This window comes from Pseudomonas sp. Pc102, assembly GCF_018408275.1.
GTDB lineage: Bacteria > Pseudomonadota > Gammaproteobacteria > Pseudomonadales > Pseudomonadaceae > Metapseudomonas > Metapseudomonas tohonis.
The window spans coordinates 3,600,343-3,620,220 of sequence record NZ_AP021905.1 but is presented as its reverse complement, the minus strand read 5'-3'; the positions used below and the strand labels follow the sequence as shown (position 1 = coordinate 3,620,220).

Genomic DNA, 19,878 nt, shown 5'->3' with positions numbered 1-19,878 from the left:
GTTGGCTCAGAGGTGATAGAAATCCAGCACCGAGTTGATGGTGTCGTTGAGCAGCACCACGTGCTTGCGGGTGATCTTCCAGCTGTCGCCCTCGGCCCGCAGGTGGTAGGTGGCGTGGCCGAAGAACTGCTCGCTCTGGCCCAGGCGGTGGAACAGCGTGTGCCAGTTGGCCCTGACCTCCAGCTGCCCGTCCGCGCGCTCGGCGATGCGCAGGTTGCCGATGCCGTGCAGGGTGCGCGGCATGGGGATGGTGGAGGCTGCCTTGCCGGTGCGGATGCGAAACACCCGGTCTTCCAGCCCCGCGCGGCTGGCGTAGTAGATCAGCGACATGCCCCGGCGGGGATCGGTGGTGTAGCTGTGCTCGCTGTCCCACTGCGGCAGGTGGAATTCGCTGTCCTCGCTGAACAGGTCGAGGTAGGCGTCCCAGTCCTGAGCGTCGCACAGTTCGCACTTGCGATAGAGGAACTGCTCGATGCGGTACTGCAGCTGCGGGCTCATGCCTGCACCTCCTTGAGTGCCAGGGCCTTGCGTTCCAGCCCCTGGAGCAGGAAGCGCTGCCAGTTGCCGTGCTGGTTGACGTAGAGGCCTTCATGGGTGAATTCGGTGCCGGTGAGCACCGGGGCGATGCCGAGGGTCTCGCTGTGCGGCGTGGCACCGCTGACCCAGCGGTCATGGCCCCGGGAGATGTCGCTCCAGCGTTCCAGGCGGGCCTCGAAGCCGCGCTGGGCCTCGCGGAATTCCACCAGGTCGTCCGGCGTGCCCATGCCCGAGACGTTGAAGAAGTCCTCGAACTGTCGGATGCGGCTTTCGCGGTCGGCGTCGGACTCGCCCTTCACGCCGATGCACTGGCTGATGACCTCGGTTCGGTTCCAGGCCACCGGGCGCACGATGCGCAGCTGCGAGCTGATCTGGTCCATGAAGAACAGGCTGGGGTAGAGGTTGAGGTTGCGCAGGCGGTGCATCATCCACTCCGCGCGGGCCTGGCCGTATTCCGCCACCAGGCGCGGCATCACCGTGGCGTAGCCGGGGCGCACCGTGGGGTTGGGCATGTCGCTGAACAGCACGCTGTGGCCGTTCTCGAAGGAGAACCAGCCGTCGTCGGTGGCGGCGTCGCCCGCGCCCAGCTTGCTGTAGTCGAGGGTGCCGCCCCCCTCGCCGCGGTCGGCGTTGACCTGCTGGCGGTGCTGCACCGTGGCCACGTAGTTGTAGTGCACGGTGCTGACGTGATAGCCGTCCAGGCCGTTCTCGTTCTGCAGCTTCCAGTTGCCGTCGTAGCTGTAGGTGGAGCGGCCCGGCAGCACCTCCAGCTCCCCGGTGGGGGACTGCGCGACCATCATGTCGAGGAACACCCGGGCGTCGCCGAGGAAGTCCTCCAGGGAATCGCTGCCCCCGACATCCAGGCTGATGAAGACGAAACCCTTGTAGCTGGCGATGCGCGCCTTCTTCAGGCCGCGCGTGGCCTTGTCGAAGCCCTCGGGGTATTCGCCCGGCGCCTTCACCTTCACCAGGCGGCCGTCGTTCTTGTAGCACCAGGCATGGAAGGGGCAGGTGAAGGTGGACTGGTTGCCCCGGCCGACGCGGGTGAGGGTGGCGCCCCGGTGCTGGCAGGCGTTGATCAGCGCATGCAGCTGGCCGCTGGCGTCACGGGTGACGATCATCGGCTGGCGGCCGGCGCGCAGGGTGATGAAGTCGTTGGGGTTGGCGATCTCGCTCTCGTGGCAGGCGTAGATCCAGTTCTTCTCGAAGATGAGTTCCATCTCCAGGTCGAACAGCTGCGGCTCGGTGAACATTTCCCGGGCGATGCGGAACACGCCCTCGGCCGGACGGAAGTCCAGGCAGCCGCTGATGAAGTCTTTCCACTGCGTGATGCTCTTGTCGTTGTTCATGCACCTGTACCTTTCACATCGGGCGAGTCGGTCGGCACATTTAACGGAGCGCCGCGTCGGCCGGTCTATCCGCTTTGTCGAGGAAGGCGATCCGTTAATTCCGGGTGGCGTAACACCGGTTGGGTAGCCACTACCCAGCGTGAGGCGGCCTCGGGGGCGCATGGGGGTTGGCGGGCAGCTGCGCGTGCCGGTGGTTGTCCGCAAAGTGGGCGAATGCTGTCCGGATAGTGGGCGGGTGGGATTTGCCGGGCATGCGTGGCATGGTGCTTGCGTCCTCGGACGACGACGCGCCGGCAGAGCGCGCGGAACAACAGCCTTGAGAGTGCCCGTGATGAACCCGCCCGAATCGCATTTCCGTGATATCCGTGCCGATCGTTTCGACCTGGCCGGTGCCCGCTCCTGGATGGCGGGCATCTGCGGACCGCACCAGCTCGATGCCAGCCGCCCCAACCGGATCCGCTTCCACCACAGCGGCAACGTGCTGCGGTCGATGTCCACCACCCTCGGCATCATCGAATACGGCACCGACGTGACGGTGGCCGTGGCCGATATCGAGGGTTTCAACAGCTACAGCCTGAGCCTGCCCCTGTGCGGTGAGCAGGAGTTGCGCTGCGACGGGGCGGCGTTGCGCTCGGACCGCGACCAGGCGGTGATCGTCGCGCCCAACCGCAGCCAGGAGCTGAGCATCACCGGCGACTGCCGCAAGCTGCAGGTGGTGATCACCCGAGCCGCGATGCGCGAGGTGCTGGAGGGCATGTTGCAGCGGCCGGTGGAGGAGCCGTTGCGTTTCGAGCCGCTGATGGATGCGGTGGAGGGCGCCGCCGCCTCCTGGTGGCGCATGGCCCGGCACATCCTCGACGAGATGGAGCACGGCGGGCTCTACGGCCAGCCGTTGTTCAGCCGTGACCTGGAGAGCGCATTGCTCAAGGGGCTGATCCTGGCCCAGCCGAGCAACTACTCCGAGGAGCTGCGCCAGGTGCTGGGGCTCAAGGTGCCGCACTACCTGGTGCGGGCGCGCGATTACATCCACAGCCACGCCCGCGAGGCGCTGCGCCTGGAGGATGTGGAGAGCGCCGCCGGGGTGTCGCGCTTCAAGCTGTTCGAGGCCTTCCGCAAGTACTACGGTGTCTCGCCCATGGCCTACCTGAAGAAGCACCGTCTCGGTGCGGTGCGCCGGGAGATCCTGGAGGACCGCTCCGCCCGCAACATCTCGGTGATCGCCATGGGCTGGGGGTTCGGCCACCTCGGGCGGTTCTCGGTGGAGTACCGCAAGCTCTTCGGGGAGACGCCGAGCGCCACGCTGCAGCGGGCCGAATCGCGTCGTCGCGAACCCTTCGCATAGCCTGCCCCAGGGGAGGCGCGCTGGCGGGGCGTTATAGGGTGCGCGCGGCTTAGCACCAAACGGTCGAAGGCGCGGGCGAGGGAGGGTGGACTATCCCTGTCTATGCTTGGACGACTTTTTTCTTCCGGCCTGTCGATCCGGCCGTCCCCCGCTCGACTAGGGATGCAAGCCCATCAACAAGGAGCGAACGATGAAGTACCTGTGCCTGATCTATTTCGACGAGACCGTGCTCGATTCCATGCCCGCCGAGCAGTTCGAATCCATCGTCGGCCACTGCATGGACTACGAGCAGCGCCTGCAACGCAGCGGCCAGTACATCGCCGCCGAGGCGCTGCAATCCACCCAGACCGCCACCACGTTGCGCCTGCAGGGCGACAAGCTGTCGATCACCGACGGCCCCTTCGCCGAGACCCGCGAGCAACTGGGCGGTTTCTACCTGATCGATGCCAAGGACCTCAACGAGGCCATCCAGATCGCCGCGAAGATCCCGCCGGCCCGCCTGGGCTGCATCGAGATCCGCCCGATCAAGGAATTGCCCAGGCTCTGAACGAGGAGGAACCCCGATGAAGATCGAATCGCATCCCGTCGTCGACCACGAGCAGTGGCTGGCGGCCCGCAAGGAACTGCTGCGCAAGGAGAAGGCCTTCACCCGCCTGCGTGACGAGCTCAGCGCCGCGCGCCGCGCGCTGCCCTGGGAGCGGGTGAGCGACGCCTACCGCTTCGAAGGCCCCATGGGGGCGGAGACGCTCGATCAGCTGTTCGCCGGTCGCAGCACCCTGGTGGTCTATCACTTCATGTTCGGCCCGGGGTGGGAGGAGGGCTGCGATGGCTGCTCCTTCCTCGCCGACCATTTCGACGGCGCCAACCTGCACCTGGCGCATCACGACGTCAGCCTGGTGGCGGTCTCGCGCGCGCCCTGGCAGGCGTTCCAGGACTTCAAGCGGCGCATGGGCTGGCAGTTCAAGTGGGTGTCTTCCCACGGCTGCGATTTCAACGCCGACTTCGGCGTCAGCGCCACGCCCGAGGCGATCGCCGCCGGCACCGCCCGCTACAACTACGACACCAGCCGCGACCCGGGGGAGGAAATGCCCGGCCTCAGCGTGTTCTTCCGCCTGCCGTCGGGGGAGGTGTTCCACACCTATTCCACCTATGCGCGCGGGCTGGACATGCTGGTGGGCACCTACAACTTCCTCGACCTGCTGCCCAAGGGCCGTGACGAGGACGAAATCATGGATTGGGTGCGCCACCACGACCGTTACGAAGGTATGGGGCCACGGCATGACTGCTGCTCCGCCAAGGCCGGGGGCGATTGATGGAGGCGCTGCAGGCCCGCCAGAAGGTGGAGGCGGTCTACCGCGAGGAGTCGCGGCGGGTGCTGGCGACGCTGATCCGCCTGCTGGGTGATTTCGAGCTGGCCGAGGAGGCGTTGCACGACGCCTTCATCGCCGCCGTGGAGCAGTGGCCCGTCGACGGCGTGCCGGCCAACCCGCGGGCCTGGCTGGTGTCGGCGGGGCGTTTCAAGGCCATCGACGCGCTGCGCCGGCGTGCCCGTTTCGATGCGCGCCAGGCGCAGTTGATCATCGAACTGGAGCGCGATGAGCCCGAGGAGATCGAGGATGTGGAAGACGACCGCCTGCGCCTGATCTTCACTTGCTGCCACCCGGCGCTGCCGGCGGACGCGCAGGTGCCGCTGACCCTTCGCGAGGTTTGCGACCTGAAGACCGAGGAAATCGCTCGCGCCTTTCTCGCCACGCCCTCGACCATCGCCCAGCGCATCGTCCGCGCCAAGGCGAAGATCCGCGATGCACGCATTCCTTACCAGGTGCCGTCCATGGGCGAGCTGCCGGAGCGGCTGGATAACGTGCTGCGGGTCATCTACCTGGTGTTCAACGAAGGTTATTCGGCCACCTCCGGCGACTCCCTGATCCGCGCCGACCTGTCGGCCGAAGCCATCCGCCTGGGCCGCCTGCTGCTGGAGCTGCTGCCGGATTCGGAAGTCATGGGCCTGCTGGCGCTGATGCTGCTGCACGACTCGCGACGCCAGGCACGCACCGGCGCCGATGGCGAGCTGGTGCTGCTGGAGGACCAGGACCGCTCGCTATGGAACCGCGAGCAGATTCTTGAGGGTTGCGCCCTGGTGGAGCGCGCGCTGGCCTCGCGCCGCATCGGCATGTACACGCTGCAGGCGGCCATTTCCGCCGTGCACGCCAGCGCCGCCACGGCCGAGGCGACCGACTGGGCGCAGATCGTCGCGCTCTATGGCGTGCTGCAACGGGGAATCGGCTCGCCCGTCATCGAACTCAACCGCGCGGTGGCGGTGGCCATGCACCAGGGGCCGGAAGCCGGGCTGGCACTGATCGAGGCCATTCTCGAACGCGGCGAGCTGCGTGATTACCAGCTGGCGCATTCGGCCCGCGCCGATCTCTACCGCCGCCTGGGGCGCCGCGCCGAGGCACGGGCCGCCTACCAGGTGGCGCTGGGGCTGACCCGCCAGGACACCGAGCGGCGTTTCATCGAACGGCGCCTGGCGGAGTTGGCGTCATGACGGATTCACCCGTGGCAGGCACGGGAACCGGGGCTGAGGCCCGGGCTACGAACGGAGGAGAGGCACCATGAGCAGCAACGAACAGGCCGTCGAGCAACTTCATGCCCTACTGGCCGACTGGGCCGAGGCGGTACGCAGCAAGGACGTCGCGCGCATCGTCGGCTTCTACGCCCAGGAGGTGGTGGCCTACGACGCCATCCTGCGCTTGCAGTTCGTCGGCCGTGAGGCCTATGGCGCGCATTGGGCCTACTGCATGGAGGTGTGCCAGGGCTCGTCGATCTTCGACCCGCAGCACGTGACGATCCGCGCCAGCGGTGATGTCGGCTTCGCCCACTTTCTCTGCCTGTGTGGCGGCACCAACGCCGAAGGGGTCGAACAGCGCAGCTGGATGCGCGTCACCTGCGGCTACCAGCGCATCGGCGGGCAGTGGCGCATCGTCCATGACCACTTTTCCGCGCCCTTCGACATGGAAAGCGGCCAGGCGCTGTTCGACCTCGAGCCCTGATCAGGCGTCGAGACTGCGGAAGTGCTCGAGCATGCGCTGGGCATCGGCCTTGGCGCCGCTGAACAGTTCGAAGGCCTTCACCGCCTGGAACACCGCCATGGTGCCGCCATCCAGCGTGCGGCAGCCGAGGGCCCGGGCGTCCTTGAGCAATTGGGTCTCCAGCGGGAAGTAGACGATTTCGGCGACCCACAGCGCGGGGCGCAGCAGTGCGGCGGGCACCGGCGTGCCGGGCAGCTTGGCCATGCCCATGGGCGTGGTGTTGACCAGGCCGTCGGCATCCGCGAGTGCGTCGGGCAGGTCGTCACCAGCGTGGGCACGGCCAGCGCCGAAGCGGCGCTCCAGGCTGCTCGCCAGGGCGTGGGCGCGCTCGGCGTCGACGTCGAAGATCAGCAGCTGGCCGACGCCCTCGGCGAGCAGGGCATGGGCCACCGCAGCCCCGGCACCCCCGGCACCCATCTGCACCACCCGGCGGCGTTCGACATCGCCCAGCCCACGGCGGAAGCCTTCGGCGAAGCCCAGGCAGTCGGTGTTGTGGCCGACACGACGGCCGTCGCGCAGCACCACGGTGTTCACCGCCCCGATGCCCTCGGCCTCGGGGGACAGTTCGTCGAGCAGCGGAATGATCGCCTGCTTGCAGGGAAAGGTGATGTTGAGCCCGGTGAAGCCGGTGCGCTCGGCGGCCTCCAGCAACTGGGGCAGGGCGCTGACGTCGAGCTGGAGCGGGTCGAGGTCGATCAGTCGGTAGAGGTAGCGCAGGCCCTGGGCGTCGCCTTCGCGCTCGTGCAGGGCGGGGGTGCGCGAGGCCTGGATGCCGGAGCCGATCAGGCCGGCGAGTACGCTTGCGTGTGCGGTCATGGCGTCACCCCTTCAACAGCTTGCCGAAATGCTGCACGCCGGCCCGGTAGCCGTCGCTGCCCAGGCCGCAGATCACCCCGACGGCGATGCCGGAGACGAAGGAGTGCTGGCGGAATGCTTCGCGCTTGTGGACGTTGGAGAGGTGCACTTCGATCACCGGCAGCTCGCTGGCGACCAGGGCGTCGCGGATGGCCACGGAGGTGTGGGTCCAGGCGCCGGGGTTGATCAGGATGCCGGCACAACGGCTACGTGCCTGGTGGATCCAGTCGATCAGCTGGCCTTCATGGTTGGTCTGGCGGCACTCGGCTTCCAGGCCCAGCGCGGCACCGGTTTCCCGGCACAGCCGATCGATATCGGCGAGGGTTTCGAGGCCATAGGTCGCCGGCTCGCGAGTGCCGAGCAGGTTCAGGTTGGGGCCGTTGAGGACCAGCAGGGTGGGGGACATCAGGGGCATTTCTCCATTGTCATGAGCCCCTGCCGGGAACGCGGGCGGGGCTGGAATGGAAAAATGTACTAACTGGTTACTTTAATCAATCGGAGGGTGTCGGGCGGGCAAACGGGTGTCGGTTATTCCGTTCGATAATCGGTCACTCGGATGCGTCATCGGTCTCCAGCAGCAGCGGGCCGCTGCCGAGATCCGAGAGCTCGTCACCCGGGTTGCGCAGGGGGCAGACCTCCATGGTCAGGCAGCCGCAACCGATGCAGCCGTCGAGCTGGTCGCGCAGTCGGGTGAGGCGGCGGATGCGTTCGTCCAGCTCACTCTGCCAGCGTGCCGAAAGCGCGTGCCAGTCGGCGGCGGTGGGGGTGCGGCCTTCCGGCAGCGTCATCAGCGCGGCGTGGATGGACGCCAGCGGGATGCCCAGGCGTTGGGCCACCTTGATCACCGCCACCCGGCGCAGCACCTCGCGCGGATAGCGGCGCTGGTTGCCGGCGTTGCGAGTACTGGTGATCAGCCCCTTGGTTTCGTAGAAGTGCAGGGTGGACACGGCCACCCCGCTGCGTTCGGCCACCTGGCCCACCGTCAGCGCCTTGCCGATGTTGCTCGCTGTCACCTTTGGCATGCTCGTGCTCTCTTGACCTAAAGTTAAGTTGAGGTTTTACCCTCGCCGCCAGCATTGCACAACGGTATAAGGAGTCTCGGCATGACCAACGAGCAGTTGCAGGGCGTCGTTTCATCCATTCATTTCTCGGCCGATCCGGCCTGCCTGCCAGCATTGGTGGAAGACCTTGGCGTGCGCTTGGCGGCCTGCCTCGAGTCCCAGGTGGGGCTGCTTTCCACCAGCCTGGAGACCAGCACCGATGGCCGCTGGTTGATCCAGCGCAGCCGCTGGGTCTCTGCCGATGCGGCACAGGCCGCGCTGGAGGGCGACTCCTGCAGTGCGCGCCTGCTGGGCGAGGCGATCTGGCGCTACGGCGCCAAGGCGGTGCGTTTCGAAGTGCCAGAGGAGGTGTGACGGCTCTTTCGCCGCTCGGTCGCAAGGAGGGGGGGCGGAGGAATAGCGCGGTGGGGTGTTGCATGAATGACTCGCCCGGGAGTCCCGGGCGAGTCGAGGGTGTTACTCGTAGCTCATGGTGTAGGTGACGCTGGTGCTGACCTGGCCCGGCTTGACGCTTGCATCGGTAGGAGCCAGATAGGCTGCGAAGAAGCCGAGCACGGCGTTCCCGCCGGCACCGCTGACCTCCTCCAGGTTGTTGCTGCCAGTGGACAGGTCTATCGCCTGCTGGTCCTTGTTGAAGAGTTGCACCGCGACGTTGGAAGCATCAGCACCGCTGAGCTCGTTTTTCAGTGTGCCGTTGGCCGGATCGACGTTCGGGCCTATCTCGAAGTTCGCCTTCACTTTGGAGCCAGCGGTGCAACTGGAGAGCGCAATCGCGAAAGGCGTGAAGCCAGCGATCTGACCGGAGGCGAGGGAACTCTGCGAAACGACTGGCAGTTGCACGGTCTGGTTGAGCGTTGGCGTCTGGATGTTGCAAGTCTTGCTGGAAACCTCTCCCTTGATGGTGATGGTGCCGTCGACTGCAAGCGCCAGGCTGCTCAGGCCAAAGCCGATCAGTGCCGTGCTGGCGGTGAGAAACTTCTTCATGTAGCTCTCCTAGTTGGCGCCTGGCTCCACGCGCCTGTTTAAAGGTTGACCTCAAGAGTCGGAACCAGAGCTGAAAGGCGGTGCAGCCTCGAAAATGAGAGCTGGATCGCACTTCAGCGGAGCGAGCGCAATGATAACGAGGGCTTTCTAGGCGGAATGGAGTCCGGCAGCGATGCGGGTCGTAGGAATAGTCGCCTGGTCTGCAAGTTTGTTCCGAGGAATTGGCCTGCATGTCATAGGGGCATGTTTCTGAGGTGCGCGTCGGTGAGTGGCCCTTGCTAACATGCCGGCTTTCACGAACGAGTCGGCACCGTGGACATCGACCTGGCGCGCACCTTCCTCGAAATCGTCCGCAGCGGCAGCTTCGTCGCCGCTGCAGAGCGCCTGCACGTGACCCAGACGGCGATCACCGCGCGGGTGCAGAACCTGGAGAACCAGCTGGGCTGCAAGCTCTTCGTGCGCAACCGTGCCGGTGCGCGGCTCACGGCCGAAGGCGAGGTGTTCGTCGGCCATGCCACGCAACTGGTGCAGACGTGGGAGGCCGCACGGCGCGACCTGCCGCTGCCCAGGGGCTACCGCGACCTGCTCGCCATCGGCGGGGAACAGAGCCTGAGCAACCCCTTGCTGCTGGGCTGGATGAGCCGCCTGCGCGAGCGCATTCCCTCCCACGCGGTCCGCGTCGAGGTCGCGCCCGGCCAGCAATTGCAGAAACAACTGGAGCTGGGCCTGCTGGATGCCGCGCTGGTCTACCAGCCCGAGTACTGGCCGGGCATGCAGGTGGAGCAATTGCTCGAGGAGAAGTTGATCCTGATCCGCTCCACCACCAACCCCGAACCCTACGTGCAGGTGGACTGGGGCCCGACCTTCCGCCAGCAGCACGACGCGGCGCTGCCGGACAGGGCCCGCGCCGCAGTGACGGTGAACCTGGGGCCGCTGGCGCTGCAGTTCATCCTCCAGCACGGCGGTTCGGGATATTTCCGTACCCGCGTGGTGCAGAGCTACCTGGACGGCGGCCAGCTCGAACGCGTGGAACGCGCCCCCGAATTCACCTACCCGACCTACCTGGTCTATTCCCGCGACAAGGATTCACCGTTGCTGCAGCAGGCCATCGCCGTGCTGCGCGAGGTGGTGAGCGAGGACATCGACTGGTCACAGCGCTGGGAAGCGACGCTCTGAGGGCTGCGCAGGGCTGGTTCCAGTGGATCCCCGCGTTCGCGAGGATGACGAGGTGGCGGGGAGCGTCCCTGCGAGGCCGCGTGAGCCTCAGCTCGCCACCTTCAGCGCGGCTGCCGGAGCCTGGGCGGTGAGGTCCTTGAGCCAATGGCGGTAGAGGCCGCCAATCAGATCGCTCTGGGTCACCAGGCCCACCAGGTTCTCGTCGTCACCCAGCACCGGCAGGCAGTGCAGGCCCTGGTCGGAGAGCATCGACACCAGCACGCCGATATCGGTATCGCGCTTCACGCAGCGCACCGAGCGGGTCATGAGTTCACCCAGGCGTGGGGCGGGGCGGTGGCGCAGGCGGCCGAACAGCGAGCCGGGCGTCTCGTCCCGGGCGTGGCGGAACAGGTCGCCGGGGGTGACGATGCCCACCAGCTGCTTCTGCTCGTCGAGCACCGGCAGCGCCTTGATGTGGTGCTTCTCGAACAGTTTCCAGGCCTGCTCGCGGGTGGTTTGCGCGGTGGCGGTGAGCAGGTCGCGGGACATGATCTGCTCCGCCGTGACCTGGCCCACGCTGCGGCGCAGGGTGTTGCGCTCGGTCTGGCGCAGCAGGCGCTCCAGGTCGTCGCGGGTGATGTCGACGAACTCGCCGAACTCCTCCAGCGCCTGGTCCAGGTCTTCATCGGAAAACACGCCGCGCTCGCTGGGCAGTGGGTCGGCGGTCAGGTGCTGGCCGACGCGGGCCTGGCTCGTTGCGGTGCTCAGGGCGCTGCGGGTGAGGCGGTTATAGGCCAGGGCCACGGCCACCAGCAAGGTGGAACCGAGCAGCACCGGCCAGGCGACGGTGAAGCCCTGGGCTTCGAACGCGGGGCCACCCAGGGCCACCGACACGGCCAGCGCCGTGCCCGGTGGGTGCAGGCAGCGCAGGCCGTACATGGCCAGCACGGTCACGGCCAGGCCCAGGGTCGCGGCCAGCACGGAGTGGTCGATCCACAGCCCGGCGGCCGTGCCCACCAGGGCTGCCACCAGGTTGCCCATCACCACCGACCAGGGTTGCGCCAGTGGGCTGGAGGCGACGGCGAACACCAGCAGCGAGCTGGCGCCGAGGGGGCCGGCGAGGCGCAGGGCGACCTCGTTGCCGAAGACATGGCCACAGGCGATGCAGCACAGCGCCAGGCCCATGCAGGCGCCCAGCGCCGCGCGCAGCCACTCCCCGGGGTTCGCGGTGCGCGGTGCGGGAGCCAGGCGCTTGCGCCAGCGCCGCCAGAGGGCGTCCGGGGTGTCGTGCATGGTGATCTCTTCGTTGCCTGAGCCGTTCGGGGTGATAAAAAAGGGCCCTTTGGGGCCCGGAGGAGTCCCACTGCGTGCGCGGGAAGGTCGCCATCCCTGGACATGGAACAGGAGCAAGGGTGGTGCAATCGTTGCCGCAGCCGGCGTGGCCGGGCGGCGAGACGGTGCGCATGCTACGGGCGGCATCAGCCATGTCGCCAATGAATAATATTGCTCGTTCGGTGCAATTTATTTGAATCAAAGGCGCCTGCCTTCGCCTGGGCAAGGGCCCGGGGCCGGCGTAGCATCGGCTCCCTCCAGGCATTCGAGGCGATGGCGGTTATGCAGCGACATACGGTGGGCGCAGGGCTGGACGCGGAGCGGCAACTGCTGGACAGGATCTACGATGGGCAGCACGACAGCGGCCTGCTGCTCTGGCGACCGCTGCACGCGGCGCTGGTCATGCCCCGGCGCATGAGCCGCCTGCCGGCCTTCGAGACGGCCCAGCGCGCCTGCCTCGAACAGGGTTGGCCCATCGCCCTGCGTGACACCGGGGGCGAGCCGGTGCCGCAATCATCGGCGGTTCTCAACGTCGCCCTGGCCTATGCGGTGCCGCGTGAGGAGAACGAGCTGACGCGCATCGAGACCGCCTACCTGCGGCTGTGCCAGCCCTTGTGCGACTGGCTGGCCGACCTGGGCCTGGAGCCGGGGCTGGGCGAGGTGGAGGGTGCCTTCTGCGATGGCCGCTTCAACGTCAACCTGCAGGGCCGCAAGCTGGTGGGCACCGCCCAGCGCTGGCGTCGGCGGCAAAGCGATGGTCGCCACGTGGTGCTGGCCCACGGCGCGATCCTCATGGGCAACCAGCGTGAAGCCATGGTGGAGGTGGTCAACACCTTCTATCGCGAGTGTGGCCTGGGCACACGCTGCCGTGCCGGCAGCCACATCGCCCTGGAGGAGTGCCGCGCGGATGCGTGGGATGCCAGCGGGCAGCTTGCCGGGTATTACCGGCGGATGCTGGACGCCGCCGGGATTGCCACCGGCCTGTAGCCCGGGCTTCAGCCCGGGACGGTCCCCGAGCGAGTTCGTAGGATGGGTAGAGCGAAGCGAAACCCATGCGGCGGAAGGCCACGTGCATCCAGAACCGAGCGAAGAAATGTGGAGCGGCGATCCCAGGCAAGAAGGGTGGGCTGAAGCGGAGCGCCGCCCGGCCCACCCTACGGAGCTGGCCTATGAAGCCGCACAAGTGGTTCAGGTTGGCCGCTGAGTGCGCATCACGCTCTCGGTGCACGCGGCACACCCTGCAAGGTGCCGCCGCTTCCGGTCAGCGGTAGATGAAGGCGAGCGTGCCGGCGATGACCAGCACCACGGCGACCAGGGTACGGGCCACCCAGGGGGCGGCGAGCCAGACACCCGCCACGCCGGCCACCTGGCCGATGTTATTCTCCGAAAGCAGGCGCGGGTTGGCGCCGCCCTTGATCGGATAGCCGCATTGCGGGCAGCTCGGGGCCTGGTCGGAGATGGAACGCTTGCATTCGGGGCAGTCGATGAGGGCCACGTCGGGAACTCCTTGTCAGTGATCGTGCAGACTTTCTGACAAGGCGCGGGTGGCCCGGTTCAGCCGCCTGTCGCCTCCACCTAGAAGTCGAGGGTCGCCGAGACCTTGAGGGTGCGCGGTGCGCCCTGGGTCAGGTAGCCGCCGTAGGCGGATTCCCAGTAGTCCTCGTTGGCCAGGTTCTCCAGCCCGGCGCGCAGGGTGATGTCGTGCTCATCCAGCGTGAAGGCGTAGCGCGCCCCCAGGTCGATGCGGGTCCAGGCGGGGATGCTCAGGGTGTTGCCCGAGTCGTAGTACTGGCCGCCGGTGCGTTGCAGCAGGGCATTGACCGCCAGCCCGCTCACCCCGGGCACGTCCCAGTCGGCGCTGAGGTTGTACTGGAATTCCGGCACGCCGACGGCGCGGTTGCCGTCGTTGGCGCCGTTGGCCGTCCCCGTGAGCTCGGTGTCCATCAAGGTGCCGCCGGCCAGCAGCCGCAGGCCCTGGGTCGGCTCGCCGAACACGCTGAACTCGATGCCTTTGTTGCGCTGCTCGGCATCCACGCTGTAGACGCCACCACTGGTCACGCCCTGGGGCTGTTCGATGCGGTACACGCCGAGCTGGGCGCCGAAGGTGCCCTGGTCGAACTTGATGCCGGCCTCGATCTGGCGGGTGCGGTAGGGCGCGAACATCTGCCCCGAGTTGCTCGCGGTGCTGGGGGCGATCGGGCCGGGGGCCAGGCCTTCGATGCGGTTGGCATAGAGGGAGATCGAGTCGGTGGCCTTGAGCACCAGGCCGTACACGGGCGTGGTGATCGAGGCGTCGTAGTCGGACGTGCGAACGCCCGCGGTGGACCAGCCATCGGTGGCGATGGACTGGCGGCGAACGCCCAGGGTCAGCAGGGCGCGCTCGTCGAAGAAGCCGAGGGTGTCGGAAACCGCCACGCTGCGCGCCTTGCTGGAGCCGGTCTTGCCCGGGTGGTGAAGGTCGCCGTTGCGCGTCGGCGTCGGTTCGGGGCTGGGGAAGGGATCGTAGAGGTTGCCCGGCAGGCGATTGCCGGCGCTGGTGGACTGGTTGGCGCTGCGGTATTCCCGCCAGTTGCCCGTCAGCCCGGCGTTGAATTGATGAGTCACCGCGCCGGTCTCGAAGTGGCCCCGCAGCCCACTGCTCAGGCTGTCGCTTTCCTCGTCACGCGGGGCATAGAGCCGGCCGACGCGCCCGGTGCCGTCCGCCGCGCTGACATAGAGGGAGGAATACACGCCGTTCTCCCGGGTGTACTTGCTGCCGACGGACAGGTAGCCGCTCCAGCTGTCGTCGAAGTCGTACTCGGCGTTGAGCATGCCGTAGGTGTCTTCCAGCTGCGACCAGGCCCAGGGCTGCGAGTAGCTGTGGTTGGCATCCGGCACTTTTGGGGTCTTGGACAGACTGGGGCCGGTGGTCAGGTAGACCACCGAGCGGCCGTCGTTGATGCGCTGCTTCTGGTAGCCGAAATCGCCGGACAGGCGCAGGCGCTCGCCCCGGTAGTCGAGGCCGACGCTGAACAGGCCGAAGTGCTGGTGCTCGTCGTCCACCGCCGTCTCGCCGTCGCGCTTGGCCATGTTGACCCGCACGCCGAAGCGGTTGTCCTCGCCGAACCGCTGGCCGAGGTCGACGTGGCCGCCGACGCGGTCGTCGCTGGCGTAATCCAGGGTCAGGCTGCGGGTCGGCTCGTCCTCGGCGCGCTTGGGCACGACGTTGATGTTGCCGCCGATGCCGCTGCCGCCCGGCGATACGCCATTGAGGAAGGCGCTGGAGCCCTTGAACACCTCCACACGCTCCACCGCCTCGGTGGCGATGATCTGCCGGGGCAGTACGCCATAAAGGCCATTGAAGGCGATGTCGTCGCTGAACAGGGCGAAGCCGCGGATCACGAACACCTGGGAGAAGTTGCCGAAGCCGTAGGACTGGCGCACCGCCGGGTCGCTGCGCAGCACGTCGCCGATGTTCTGCGACTGGCGGCTCTCGATCAGTTCGCGGGTGTAGCTGGAAAAGCTGAAGGGCACGTCCTGCATGTCCTGGTTGCCCAGCATGCCGATGCGCGCGCCCCGTGCCACCTGGCCGCCGGCGTAGCTTTCCGGCAGGCCGTCGCCGCGCAGCGCGCTGTCGCTGATGGTGGTCGCCCCCAGCTCCAGGCTTCCATCATTGGCGACCGGTAACAGGGTGTAGCCGCCACCGCTGCTGGCGAGCTGGTGGCCGCTGCCGGCGAGCAGCGCCGCGAAGCCGTCCTGTACGCCGTAGCTGCCTTGCAGGCCGGGGCTTGTCCGGCCATCCAGCAGGCCCTGCTGGAAGGACAGCGGCACGCCGGCCTGGGCGGCGAACTGGGCGAGCACATGGCCCAGCGGCCCGGGGCCGATGGCGTACTGGCGCGTGGCGGCCTGCTGCGCGAGTGCCTCGGCCTGGGCCGGCTGGGCGAACGGTGCCGCGCAAAGAGCGAGGCCGATGGCCAGGCTCAGCGCGTGCAACGGAAGACGGGCCGTAGCCGGTGGGGTGGCGGGGCGACGCTGCTGGGGCGACCACGAAGTCATGCTGCTTTCCTGTCGACGCTTGGATGAGAAGGGGTTCATCCAACACACCGGACGAGATCGAAAAAGGTGTCAGGGGAGCGCGAAAATACTGTCCCGGGGGGGCGTGCGGCCCCGTTTCCAAGGGGAGCGATCCGTGAAGCCGCGGCCCACTGTGGGGGCGCCTTGGGGTCAGGCGCTGGCTGCCGGCTCCAGGGTCACCCAGTAGCGGGTCAGGCGGGTGAGGGTGATGGGCAGGGTGTCCTGCAGCAGGCGCAGGCTGGCGTCGGTGTCGCGCAGCGGGAAGGCGCCGGAGACCCGCAGGTCGGCGATACCCGGGTGGCAGCGCAGCACGCCGGGGCGGTAGCGCCCCAGTTCACCCACCAGCTCGGCCAGGCGCATGTCCTGGGCCAGCAGCATGCCGGTTTCCCAGGCGCTGGCCGCCGGGTCGAGGGGCGCGCTGGGCAGCAGGCGGTCGCGCTCGAAGGCCGATTGCCGGCCGGCCTCGATCACCTGCGAGTCGCCACGCCCGGCGTTGCTGACCCGCACCGCGCCTGCTATCACCGCCACGCGGCAGCGCACGCCATCCAGGCGCAGGGCGAAGCGGGTGCCCAGCGCCTGGGCGATGCCCTGCGGCGTTTCCACCAGGAAGGGGCGGGGGCTGGGCGAGGGGTCCCTGGCGGTGGTGATCAGCACTTCGCCGCTGAACAGGCGCAGGCGGCGGCTGGTCCTGTCGAAGGCCACATCGATGGCGCTGGCGGTGTTGAGCAGCAGGCGGCTGCCATCGGGCAGGTGCAGGTCCTTCTGTTCGCCGGTGGCGGTGCGCAGGTCGGCGCTCCAGTCCTGCCAGGGCAGCTGGCGCCAGGCCGTCCAGGCGACGGGGGCGGCGAGCAGCAGCAGGCCCAGGCGGGCAATGGCCCGGCGGCGGCCGAGCCCCTTGCGCGCGGCGCGGTCCAGGGTCTGCAGCGCCAGGTTGCCGGGCAGGTTGCGGAAGTCGCCGAGGATGCTCTCGGCACGGGCCCAGGCCAGCGCGTGCTGGGGGCTGCGGTTGCGCCATTGCTGGATGGCGCGGTGATCGTCCTCGGTGGCGCTGCCGGAATGCAGCTGCACCAGCCAGTCGGCGGCCTCGCCGAGGATCTGCGGGTCGATGCGGTTCATCAGGCCACGCTCAGGCAGGCGAGGAAGGCATCGCGCATGTAGCGCTTGACGCTGGCCAGCGACACGCCCAGTCGCGTGGCGATCTCGGCATAGCCCAGGCCTTCGAGCTGGGACAGGAGGAAGGCCTGGCGGGTCTTCGCGGGCATACCGGCCAGCAGCGCCTCGATGCGGCACAGGCTTTCCAGGATCAGCAACCGGGTCTCCGGGGAGGGCACCTCGGGCTCGGGCAGGTGGGCGATGCTTTCCAGGTAGGCCTGCTCGATGTCCTGGCGGCGCCAGCGGTCGATCACCAGGCCCTTGGCGATGTGGGTGAGCAGGGCACGTGGTTCGCTGCCGAAGTCCCGGCCCGCCTGGCGGCCGAGCAGGCGCAGGAAGGTGTCATGGGCCAGGTCGGCGGCATCCCAGGCGTTGCCAAGGCGCCGGCTGAGCCAGGCGTGGAGCCAGCCGTGATGGTCGCTGTAGAGGGTGTGGATCTGGCGGTGGAGGGTCTGTTCGGCTGCCGGCATGGGCTACTGCGTCCGTCCGGGCGGCCCGCGCCTGGATGTAGATAAGAATTGATCTCATTCTATATTCGCGCCCGGAAAGCTGGCAATCGCCGTGGCGGGCCGGCCGTCAGCCCCTGGGGGAGCGATGTGCCTGGCGTCGACGTTTCCGAGAGGTTTTTTTCACGAATTCTTGACCGACCGCTGCCTAGGCTGCGAGCCGTCTCCTGCAACTCCTGCAGGGCCGCCGAGCGTCGTCCATGCTGAAAAACCTCCGGTTGCGTCCCGAAGCCCTGACCCTGCTGGTCAGCGTCGTGCTGCTGCTGTTCTACAACCTGCCGCTTTGGCGGCACGTCGCAGAGATCGTTCCCGACCCCTGGCTGCGTGTGGTCTTCGGCCTGCTGGTGGTGCTGATCTTCAACCTGGTGTTGACGCTGTTTTCCTTCCGCTGGGTGTTCAAGCCATTGCTGACGCTGGTGCTGCTGGGCAGTGCCGGGGTGCTGTATTTCATGACCCAGTACGGCGTGGTGGTGGACATCGAGATGCTGCGCAACGTCGCCGAGACCAACGCCAGCGAGGTGGGCGACCTGCTGACCCCGAGGTTCGCCGGCTTCCTGCTGGCATTCGGCGTGCTGCCGGCCTGGCTGCTGTGGCGCCTGCAGATCGGCCATCGCCCGCTGCTGCGCGAGCTGTTGAGCAAGCTGCTGGTGATGGCGGCGTGCCTGGTGGCCCTCGGCGCGATCGCGATGAGCAACTACCAGGCCCTGGCGTCGCTGTTTCGCAACCACCACGAGCTGCGCCTGATGGTGGTGCCGAGCAACTACCTGGGCGCCTCGTTCAGCTACCTGCGGGGCCAGTTCGCCCAGCCGGCCGAACCGATCCGCGCCATCGGCACCGACGCCCATCGCGCCGCGGCCTGGCAAGGCCACGCACGCAAGTCGCTGACGGTGCTGGTGGTGGGGGAGAGCGCCCGTGCCGCCAACCTCGGCGTGCTCGGCTACGGCCGCGACACCACCCCGCTTCTGGCCCGGCAGGCGGGCCTGACCGCCTTCACCCAGATGCGCTCCTGCGGCACCGAGACCGCCGTGTCGGTGCCCTGCATGTTCTCCAACCTCACCCGGGGCGGTTACAGCCATGACCGCGCCGCATCCCAGGAAGGCCTGCTGGATGTGCTCAAGCACGCCGGCCTCGCCGTGCGCTGGCGCGACAACCAGTCCGGCTGCAAGGGCACCTGTGACCGCGTGGCCTTCGAAGACGTTGGCAACGCCAGGGACCCGGTCCTCTGCGCCGGCGGCGAATGCCAGGACGCCATCCTCCTGCAGGGCCTGCAGGGCTACATCGACAACCTCAAGGACGACAGCGTGCTGGTGCTGCACCAGATGGGCAGCCATGGCCCGGCCTACTACAAGCGCTACCCCGCGGCCTTCGAGCGCTTCACCCCGGTGTGCCGCAGCGCCACCCTGAGCGATTGCTCGCGGGAGAGCATCGTCAACGCCTACGACAACACCCTGGTCTACACCGACTACGTGCTGTCCAGCCTGATCGACCTGCTGCGCAAGAATCAGGACCGCGTCGACACGGCGATGATCTACCTCTCCGACCACGGCGAGTCCCTTGGCGAGTACAACCTCTACCTGCACGGCACGCCCTATGCGATGGCGCCGGACGAGCAGAAGCACGTCGGCCTGCTGACCTGGTTCTCCGAGGGCTACCAGAAGGATTTCGGCCTGGACAACGCCTGCCTCGCGACCCGCCGCGACGAGCCGGTGAGCCAGGACAACCTGTTCCACTCCCTGCTCGGGCTGTTGCAGATCGAGACCGGCGAGTACCAGCGTGACCTGGACCTCTTCGCACCGTGCCGGAGGTCGGCGTCCTGATGCCTCTATCCCCCTGGTTCGGGCGCTGGCGCCAGCGGCAGATCGCCCGACGCGCCCTCAAGGCCGCCGGCGAGCCCAACCTGGTGCTCGACCTGCCGTGCGGCCTGGGGCGTTCCTGGGCGCTGCTGGCCGAGCACCCGAACCGCTTCATCCTGGCGGCGGACCCTTCGCGGGAAGTGCTCGACCGCGCGCTCGCCACCCGCAGCGGTCCGCTGGTGGAGAGGGTGCGTGGCTTCCAGACCTCGGTGCTGGCCATCCAGCTGCCGGAAAACGCGGTGGACAGCATCCTCTGCCTGCAATCGCTGAGCCGCCTGAGCCCCGAGCAGCGGCTGATGGCCCTGCGCGAGCTGCGCCGGGTGACCCGCGACACGCTGATTCTCTCGCTGCCGGTGGACGGCAACCTGGAGGCCTGGCACTGGCGGCGGCACCGGGGGAGGGAGGCGACGCCGTGCCGCCCCTGCGCCGCGACGTGCTGGAGGACGAATTCCGCCAGCTCGGCCTGCAGGTGCTCTCGCACCAGGACTTCCTGCCCGGCTGGGCGATGGTCCGCACCTACGTCCTGCGCAAGGACGGCTGATGGAAAAAACGGTTACCGCTGAACCTTTCCCATTTGGCTTACCTAAGCACTATCATCGCGGCTCCCCGG

21 protein-coding genes are annotated in these 19,878 nt (G+C 67.9%); 10 read left to right on the top strand and 11 right to left on the bottom strand.

Annotation, left to right across the window (positions count from 1 at the left end; all coding sequences use genetic code 11):
• Positions 1-6: 6 nt before the first annotated feature.
• Positions 7-498, bottom strand: a complete 492-nt coding sequence (gene antB, locus PHLH3_RS16635; protein ID WP_173178700.1) for an anthranilate 1,2-dioxygenase small subunit — start codon at positions 496-498, stop codon at positions 7-9.
• Positions 495-1,886, bottom strand: coding sequence for an anthranilate 1,2-dioxygenase large subunit (antA, locus tag PHLH3_RS16630; protein WP_213624987.1), 1,392 nt, complete (start codon positions 1,884-1,886; stop codon positions 495-497). Before antA ends, antB begins: the two co-directional genes overlap by 4 nt.
• A 331-nt stretch (positions 1,887-2,217) precedes the next feature.
• Here antA and PHLH3_RS16625 point away from each other — a divergent pair, with 331 nt between their 5' ends.
• The 5 genes from PHLH3_RS16625 (at position 2,218) to PHLH3_RS16605 (ending at position 6,278) form a co-directional block, all read left to right on the top strand.
• The gene (locus tag PHLH3_RS16625; RefSeq protein WP_213624986.1) at positions 2,218-3,228 is read left to right on the top strand and encodes an AraC family transcriptional regulator; all 1,011 of its coding nucleotides are present in this window, start codon (positions 2,218-2,220) and stop codon (positions 3,226-3,228) included.
• A gap of 190 nt (positions 3,229-3,418) precedes the next feature.
• On the top strand, positions 3,419-3,775 hold the full coding sequence (locus tag PHLH3_RS16620) for a YciI family protein (protein ID WP_213624985.1): 357 nt from the start codon (positions 3,419-3,421) through the stop codon (positions 3,773-3,775).
• A gap of 16 nt (positions 3,776-3,791) precedes the next feature.
• Positions 3,792-4,541: a thioredoxin family protein gene (locus PHLH3_RS16615; protein WP_213624984.1), complete on the top strand. Its 750-nt coding sequence runs from the start codon at positions 3,792-3,794 to the stop codon at positions 4,539-4,541.
• Complete coding sequence (locus PHLH3_RS16610; RefSeq protein WP_213624983.1) at positions 4,541-5,773, top strand: RNA polymerase sigma factor; 1,233 nt, start codon at positions 4,541-4,543, stop codon at positions 5,771-5,773. Before PHLH3_RS16615 ends, PHLH3_RS16610 begins: the two co-directional genes overlap by 1 nt.
• 67 nt (positions 5,774-5,840) lie before the next feature.
• A complete protein-coding gene (locus tag PHLH3_RS16605; protein ID WP_173178694.1) occupies positions 5,841-6,278 on the top strand; it encodes a nuclear transport factor 2 family protein in 438 nt (145 codons plus the stop codon).
• Here PHLH3_RS16605 and PHLH3_RS16600 read toward each other — a convergent pair whose 3' ends face one another.
• The 3 genes from PHLH3_RS16600 to soxR form a co-directional block, all read right to left on the bottom strand.
• Entirely contained in the window at positions 6,279-7,133 is an 855-nt protein-coding gene (locus PHLH3_RS16600) for a shikimate dehydrogenase (protein ID WP_213624982.1), read from the bottom strand.
• Positions 7,134-7,137: 4 nt separating this feature from the next.
• Positions 7,138-7,578 carry a type II 3-dehydroquinate dehydratase gene (aroQ, locus tag PHLH3_RS16595; protein ID WP_213624981.1) on the bottom strand — a complete coding sequence of 147 codons (441 nt, stop codon included), beginning with the start codon at positions 7,576-7,578 and terminating at the stop codon, positions 7,138-7,140.
• A 142-nt stretch (positions 7,579-7,720) separates the two neighbouring features.
• The gene (gene soxR, locus PHLH3_RS16590) at positions 7,721-8,194 is read right to left on the bottom strand and encodes a redox-sensitive transcriptional activator SoxR (protein ID WP_213624980.1); all 474 of its coding nucleotides are present in this window, start codon (positions 8,192-8,194) and stop codon (positions 7,721-7,723) included.
• 81 nt (positions 8,195-8,275) lie between these two features.
• Here soxR and PHLH3_RS16585 point away from each other — a divergent pair, with 81 nt between their 5' ends.
• Positions 8,276-8,587, top strand: a complete 312-nt coding sequence (locus tag PHLH3_RS16585) for a hypothetical protein (protein WP_213624979.1) — start codon at positions 8,276-8,278, stop codon at positions 8,585-8,587.
• 102 nt (positions 8,588-8,689) lie between these two features.
• Here PHLH3_RS16585 and PHLH3_RS16580 read toward each other — a convergent pair whose 3' ends face one another.
• Complete coding sequence (locus PHLH3_RS16580) at positions 8,690-9,217, bottom strand: fimbrial protein (protein WP_213624978.1); 528 nt, start codon at positions 9,215-9,217, stop codon at positions 8,690-8,692.
• A gap of 312 nt (positions 9,218-9,529) precedes the next feature.
• Here PHLH3_RS16580 and PHLH3_RS16575 point away from each other — a divergent pair, with 312 nt between their 5' ends.
• Complete coding sequence (locus tag PHLH3_RS16575) at positions 9,530-10,393, top strand: LysR family transcriptional regulator (RefSeq protein ID WP_213624977.1); 864 nt, start codon at positions 9,530-9,532, stop codon at positions 10,391-10,393.
• An 87-nt stretch (positions 10,394-10,480) separates the two neighbouring features.
• On the opposite strand, the gene PHLH3_RS16570 is transcribed toward PHLH3_RS16575, so the two are convergent.
• Complete coding sequence (locus tag PHLH3_RS16570) at positions 10,481-11,665, bottom strand: HPP family protein (RefSeq protein WP_213624976.1); 1,185 nt, start codon at positions 11,663-11,665, stop codon at positions 10,481-10,483.
• A 312-nt stretch (positions 11,666-11,977) separates the two neighbouring features.
• On the opposite strand from PHLH3_RS16570, the gene PHLH3_RS16565 reads away from it, so the two are divergent.
• Entirely contained in the window at positions 11,978-12,691 is a 714-nt protein-coding gene (locus PHLH3_RS16565) for a lipoate--protein ligase family protein (protein WP_213624975.1), read from the top strand.
• 274 nt (positions 12,692-12,965) lie between these two features.
• Here the strand turns inward: PHLH3_RS16565 and PHLH3_RS16560 are convergent, their stop codons facing one another.
• The 4 genes from PHLH3_RS16560 to PHLH3_RS16545 all read right to left on the bottom strand — a co-directional run bounded on the left by PHLH3_RS16560 (position 12,966) and on the right by PHLH3_RS16545 (position 17,379).
• Entirely contained in the window at positions 12,966-13,199 is a 234-nt protein-coding gene (locus PHLH3_RS16560) for a zinc ribbon domain-containing protein (protein WP_213624974.1), read from the bottom strand.
• 80 nt (positions 13,200-13,279) lie between these two features.
• Positions 13,280-15,739, bottom strand: coding sequence for a TonB-dependent receptor (locus PHLH3_RS16555; RefSeq protein WP_213624973.1), 2,460 nt, complete (start codon positions 15,737-15,739; stop codon positions 13,280-13,282).
• Between the two features lie 168 nt (positions 15,740-15,907).
• On the bottom strand, positions 15,908-16,873 hold the full coding sequence (locus tag PHLH3_RS16550; protein WP_213624972.1) for a FecR family protein: 966 nt from the start codon (positions 16,871-16,873) through the stop codon (positions 15,908-15,910).
• Positions 16,873-17,379, bottom strand: coding sequence for a sigma-70 family RNA polymerase sigma factor (locus PHLH3_RS16545; protein ID WP_173178680.1), 507 nt, complete (start codon positions 17,377-17,379; stop codon positions 16,873-16,875). Before PHLH3_RS16545 ends, PHLH3_RS16550 begins: the two co-directional genes overlap by 1 nt.
• 236 nt (positions 17,380-17,615) lie before the next feature.
• Between PHLH3_RS16545 and PHLH3_RS16540 the strand changes: the two genes are divergently transcribed.
• Both PHLH3_RS16540 and PHLH3_RS16535 read left to right on the top strand, forming a co-directional pair.
• Entirely contained in the window at positions 17,616-19,232 is a 1,617-nt protein-coding gene (locus PHLH3_RS16540; protein ID WP_213624971.1) for a phosphoethanolamine--lipid A transferase, read from the top strand.
• Positions 19,232-19,831 (top strand): class I SAM-dependent methyltransferase, encoded by a 600-nt coding sequence (locus PHLH3_RS16535; RefSeq protein WP_213624970.1) that lies wholly within the window; start codon positions 19,232-19,234, stop codon positions 19,829-19,831. Before PHLH3_RS16540 ends, PHLH3_RS16535 begins: the two co-directional genes overlap by 1 nt.
• Positions 19,832-19,878: the final 47 nt, after the last annotated feature.

What these genes read in the sequence shown, in the direction of transcription:
- PHLH3_RS16570 (WP_213624976.1), bottom strand. Translation starts at nt 11,665, where the DNA reads ATGCACGACACCCCGGACGCCCTCTGGCGGCGCTGGCGCAAGCGCCTG.
- PHLH3_RS16555 (WP_213624973.1), bottom strand. Translation starts at nt 15,739, where the DNA reads ATGACTTCGTGGTCGCCCCAGCAGCGTCGCCCCGCCACCCCACCGGCT.
- PHLH3_RS16535 (WP_213624970.1), top strand. Translation starts at nt 19,232, where the DNA reads ATGCCTCTATCCCCCTGGTTCGGGCGCTGGCGCCAGCGGCAGATCGCC.
- PHLH3_RS16565 (WP_213624975.1), top strand. Translation starts at nt 11,978, where the DNA reads ATGGCGGTTATGCAGCGACATACGGTGGGCGCAGGGCTGGACGCGGAG.
- PHLH3_RS16580 (WP_213624978.1), bottom strand. Translation starts at nt 9,217, where the DNA reads ATGAAGAAGTTTCTCACCGCCAGCACGGCACTGATCGGCTTTGGCCTG.
- antB (WP_173178700.1), bottom strand. Translation starts at nt 498, where the DNA reads ATGAGCCCGCAGCTGCAGTACCGCATCGAGCAGTTCCTCTATCGCAAG.
- PHLH3_RS16620 (WP_213624985.1), top strand. Translation starts at nt 3,419, where the DNA reads ATGAAGTACCTGTGCCTGATCTATTTCGACGAGACCGTGCTCGATTCC.
- PHLH3_RS16625 (WP_213624986.1), top strand. Translation starts at nt 2,218, where the DNA reads ATGAACCCGCCCGAATCGCATTTCCGTGATATCCGTGCCGATCGTTTC.
- aroQ (WP_213624981.1), bottom strand. Translation starts at nt 7,578, where the DNA reads ATGTCCCCCACCCTGCTGGTCCTCAACGGCCCCAACCTGAACCTGCTC.
- PHLH3_RS16545 (WP_173178680.1), bottom strand. Translation starts at nt 17,379, where the DNA reads ATGCCGGCAGCCGAACAGACCCTCCACCGCCAGATCCACACCCTCTAC.
- PHLH3_RS16615 (WP_213624984.1), top strand. Translation starts at nt 3,792, where the DNA reads ATGAAGATCGAATCGCATCCCGTCGTCGACCACGAGCAGTGGCTGGCG.
- soxR (WP_213624980.1), bottom strand. Translation starts at nt 8,194, where the DNA reads ATGCCAAAGGTGACAGCGAGCAACATCGGCAAGGCGCTGACGGTGGGC.
- PHLH3_RS16605 (WP_173178694.1), top strand. Translation starts at nt 5,841, where the DNA reads ATGAGCAGCAACGAACAGGCCGTCGAGCAACTTCATGCCCTACTGGCC.
- PHLH3_RS16550 (WP_213624972.1), bottom strand. Translation starts at nt 16,873, where the DNA reads ATGAACCGCATCGACCCGCAGATCCTCGGCGAGGCCGCCGACTGGCTG.
- PHLH3_RS16600 (WP_213624982.1), bottom strand. Translation starts at nt 7,133, where the DNA reads ATGACCGCACACGCAAGCGTACTCGCCGGCCTGATCGGCTCCGGCATC.
- PHLH3_RS16540 (WP_213624971.1), top strand. Translation starts at nt 17,616, where the DNA reads ATGCTGAAAAACCTCCGGTTGCGTCCCGAAGCCCTGACCCTGCTGGTC.
- antA (WP_213624987.1), bottom strand. Translation starts at nt 1,886, where the DNA reads ATGAACAACGACAAGAGCATCACGCAGTGGAAAGACTTCATCAGCGGC.
- PHLH3_RS16610 (WP_213624983.1), top strand. Translation starts at nt 4,541, where the DNA reads ATGGAGGCGCTGCAGGCCCGCCAGAAGGTGGAGGCGGTCTACCGCGAG.
- PHLH3_RS16585 (WP_213624979.1), top strand. Translation starts at nt 8,276, where the DNA reads ATGACCAACGAGCAGTTGCAGGGCGTCGTTTCATCCATTCATTTCTCG.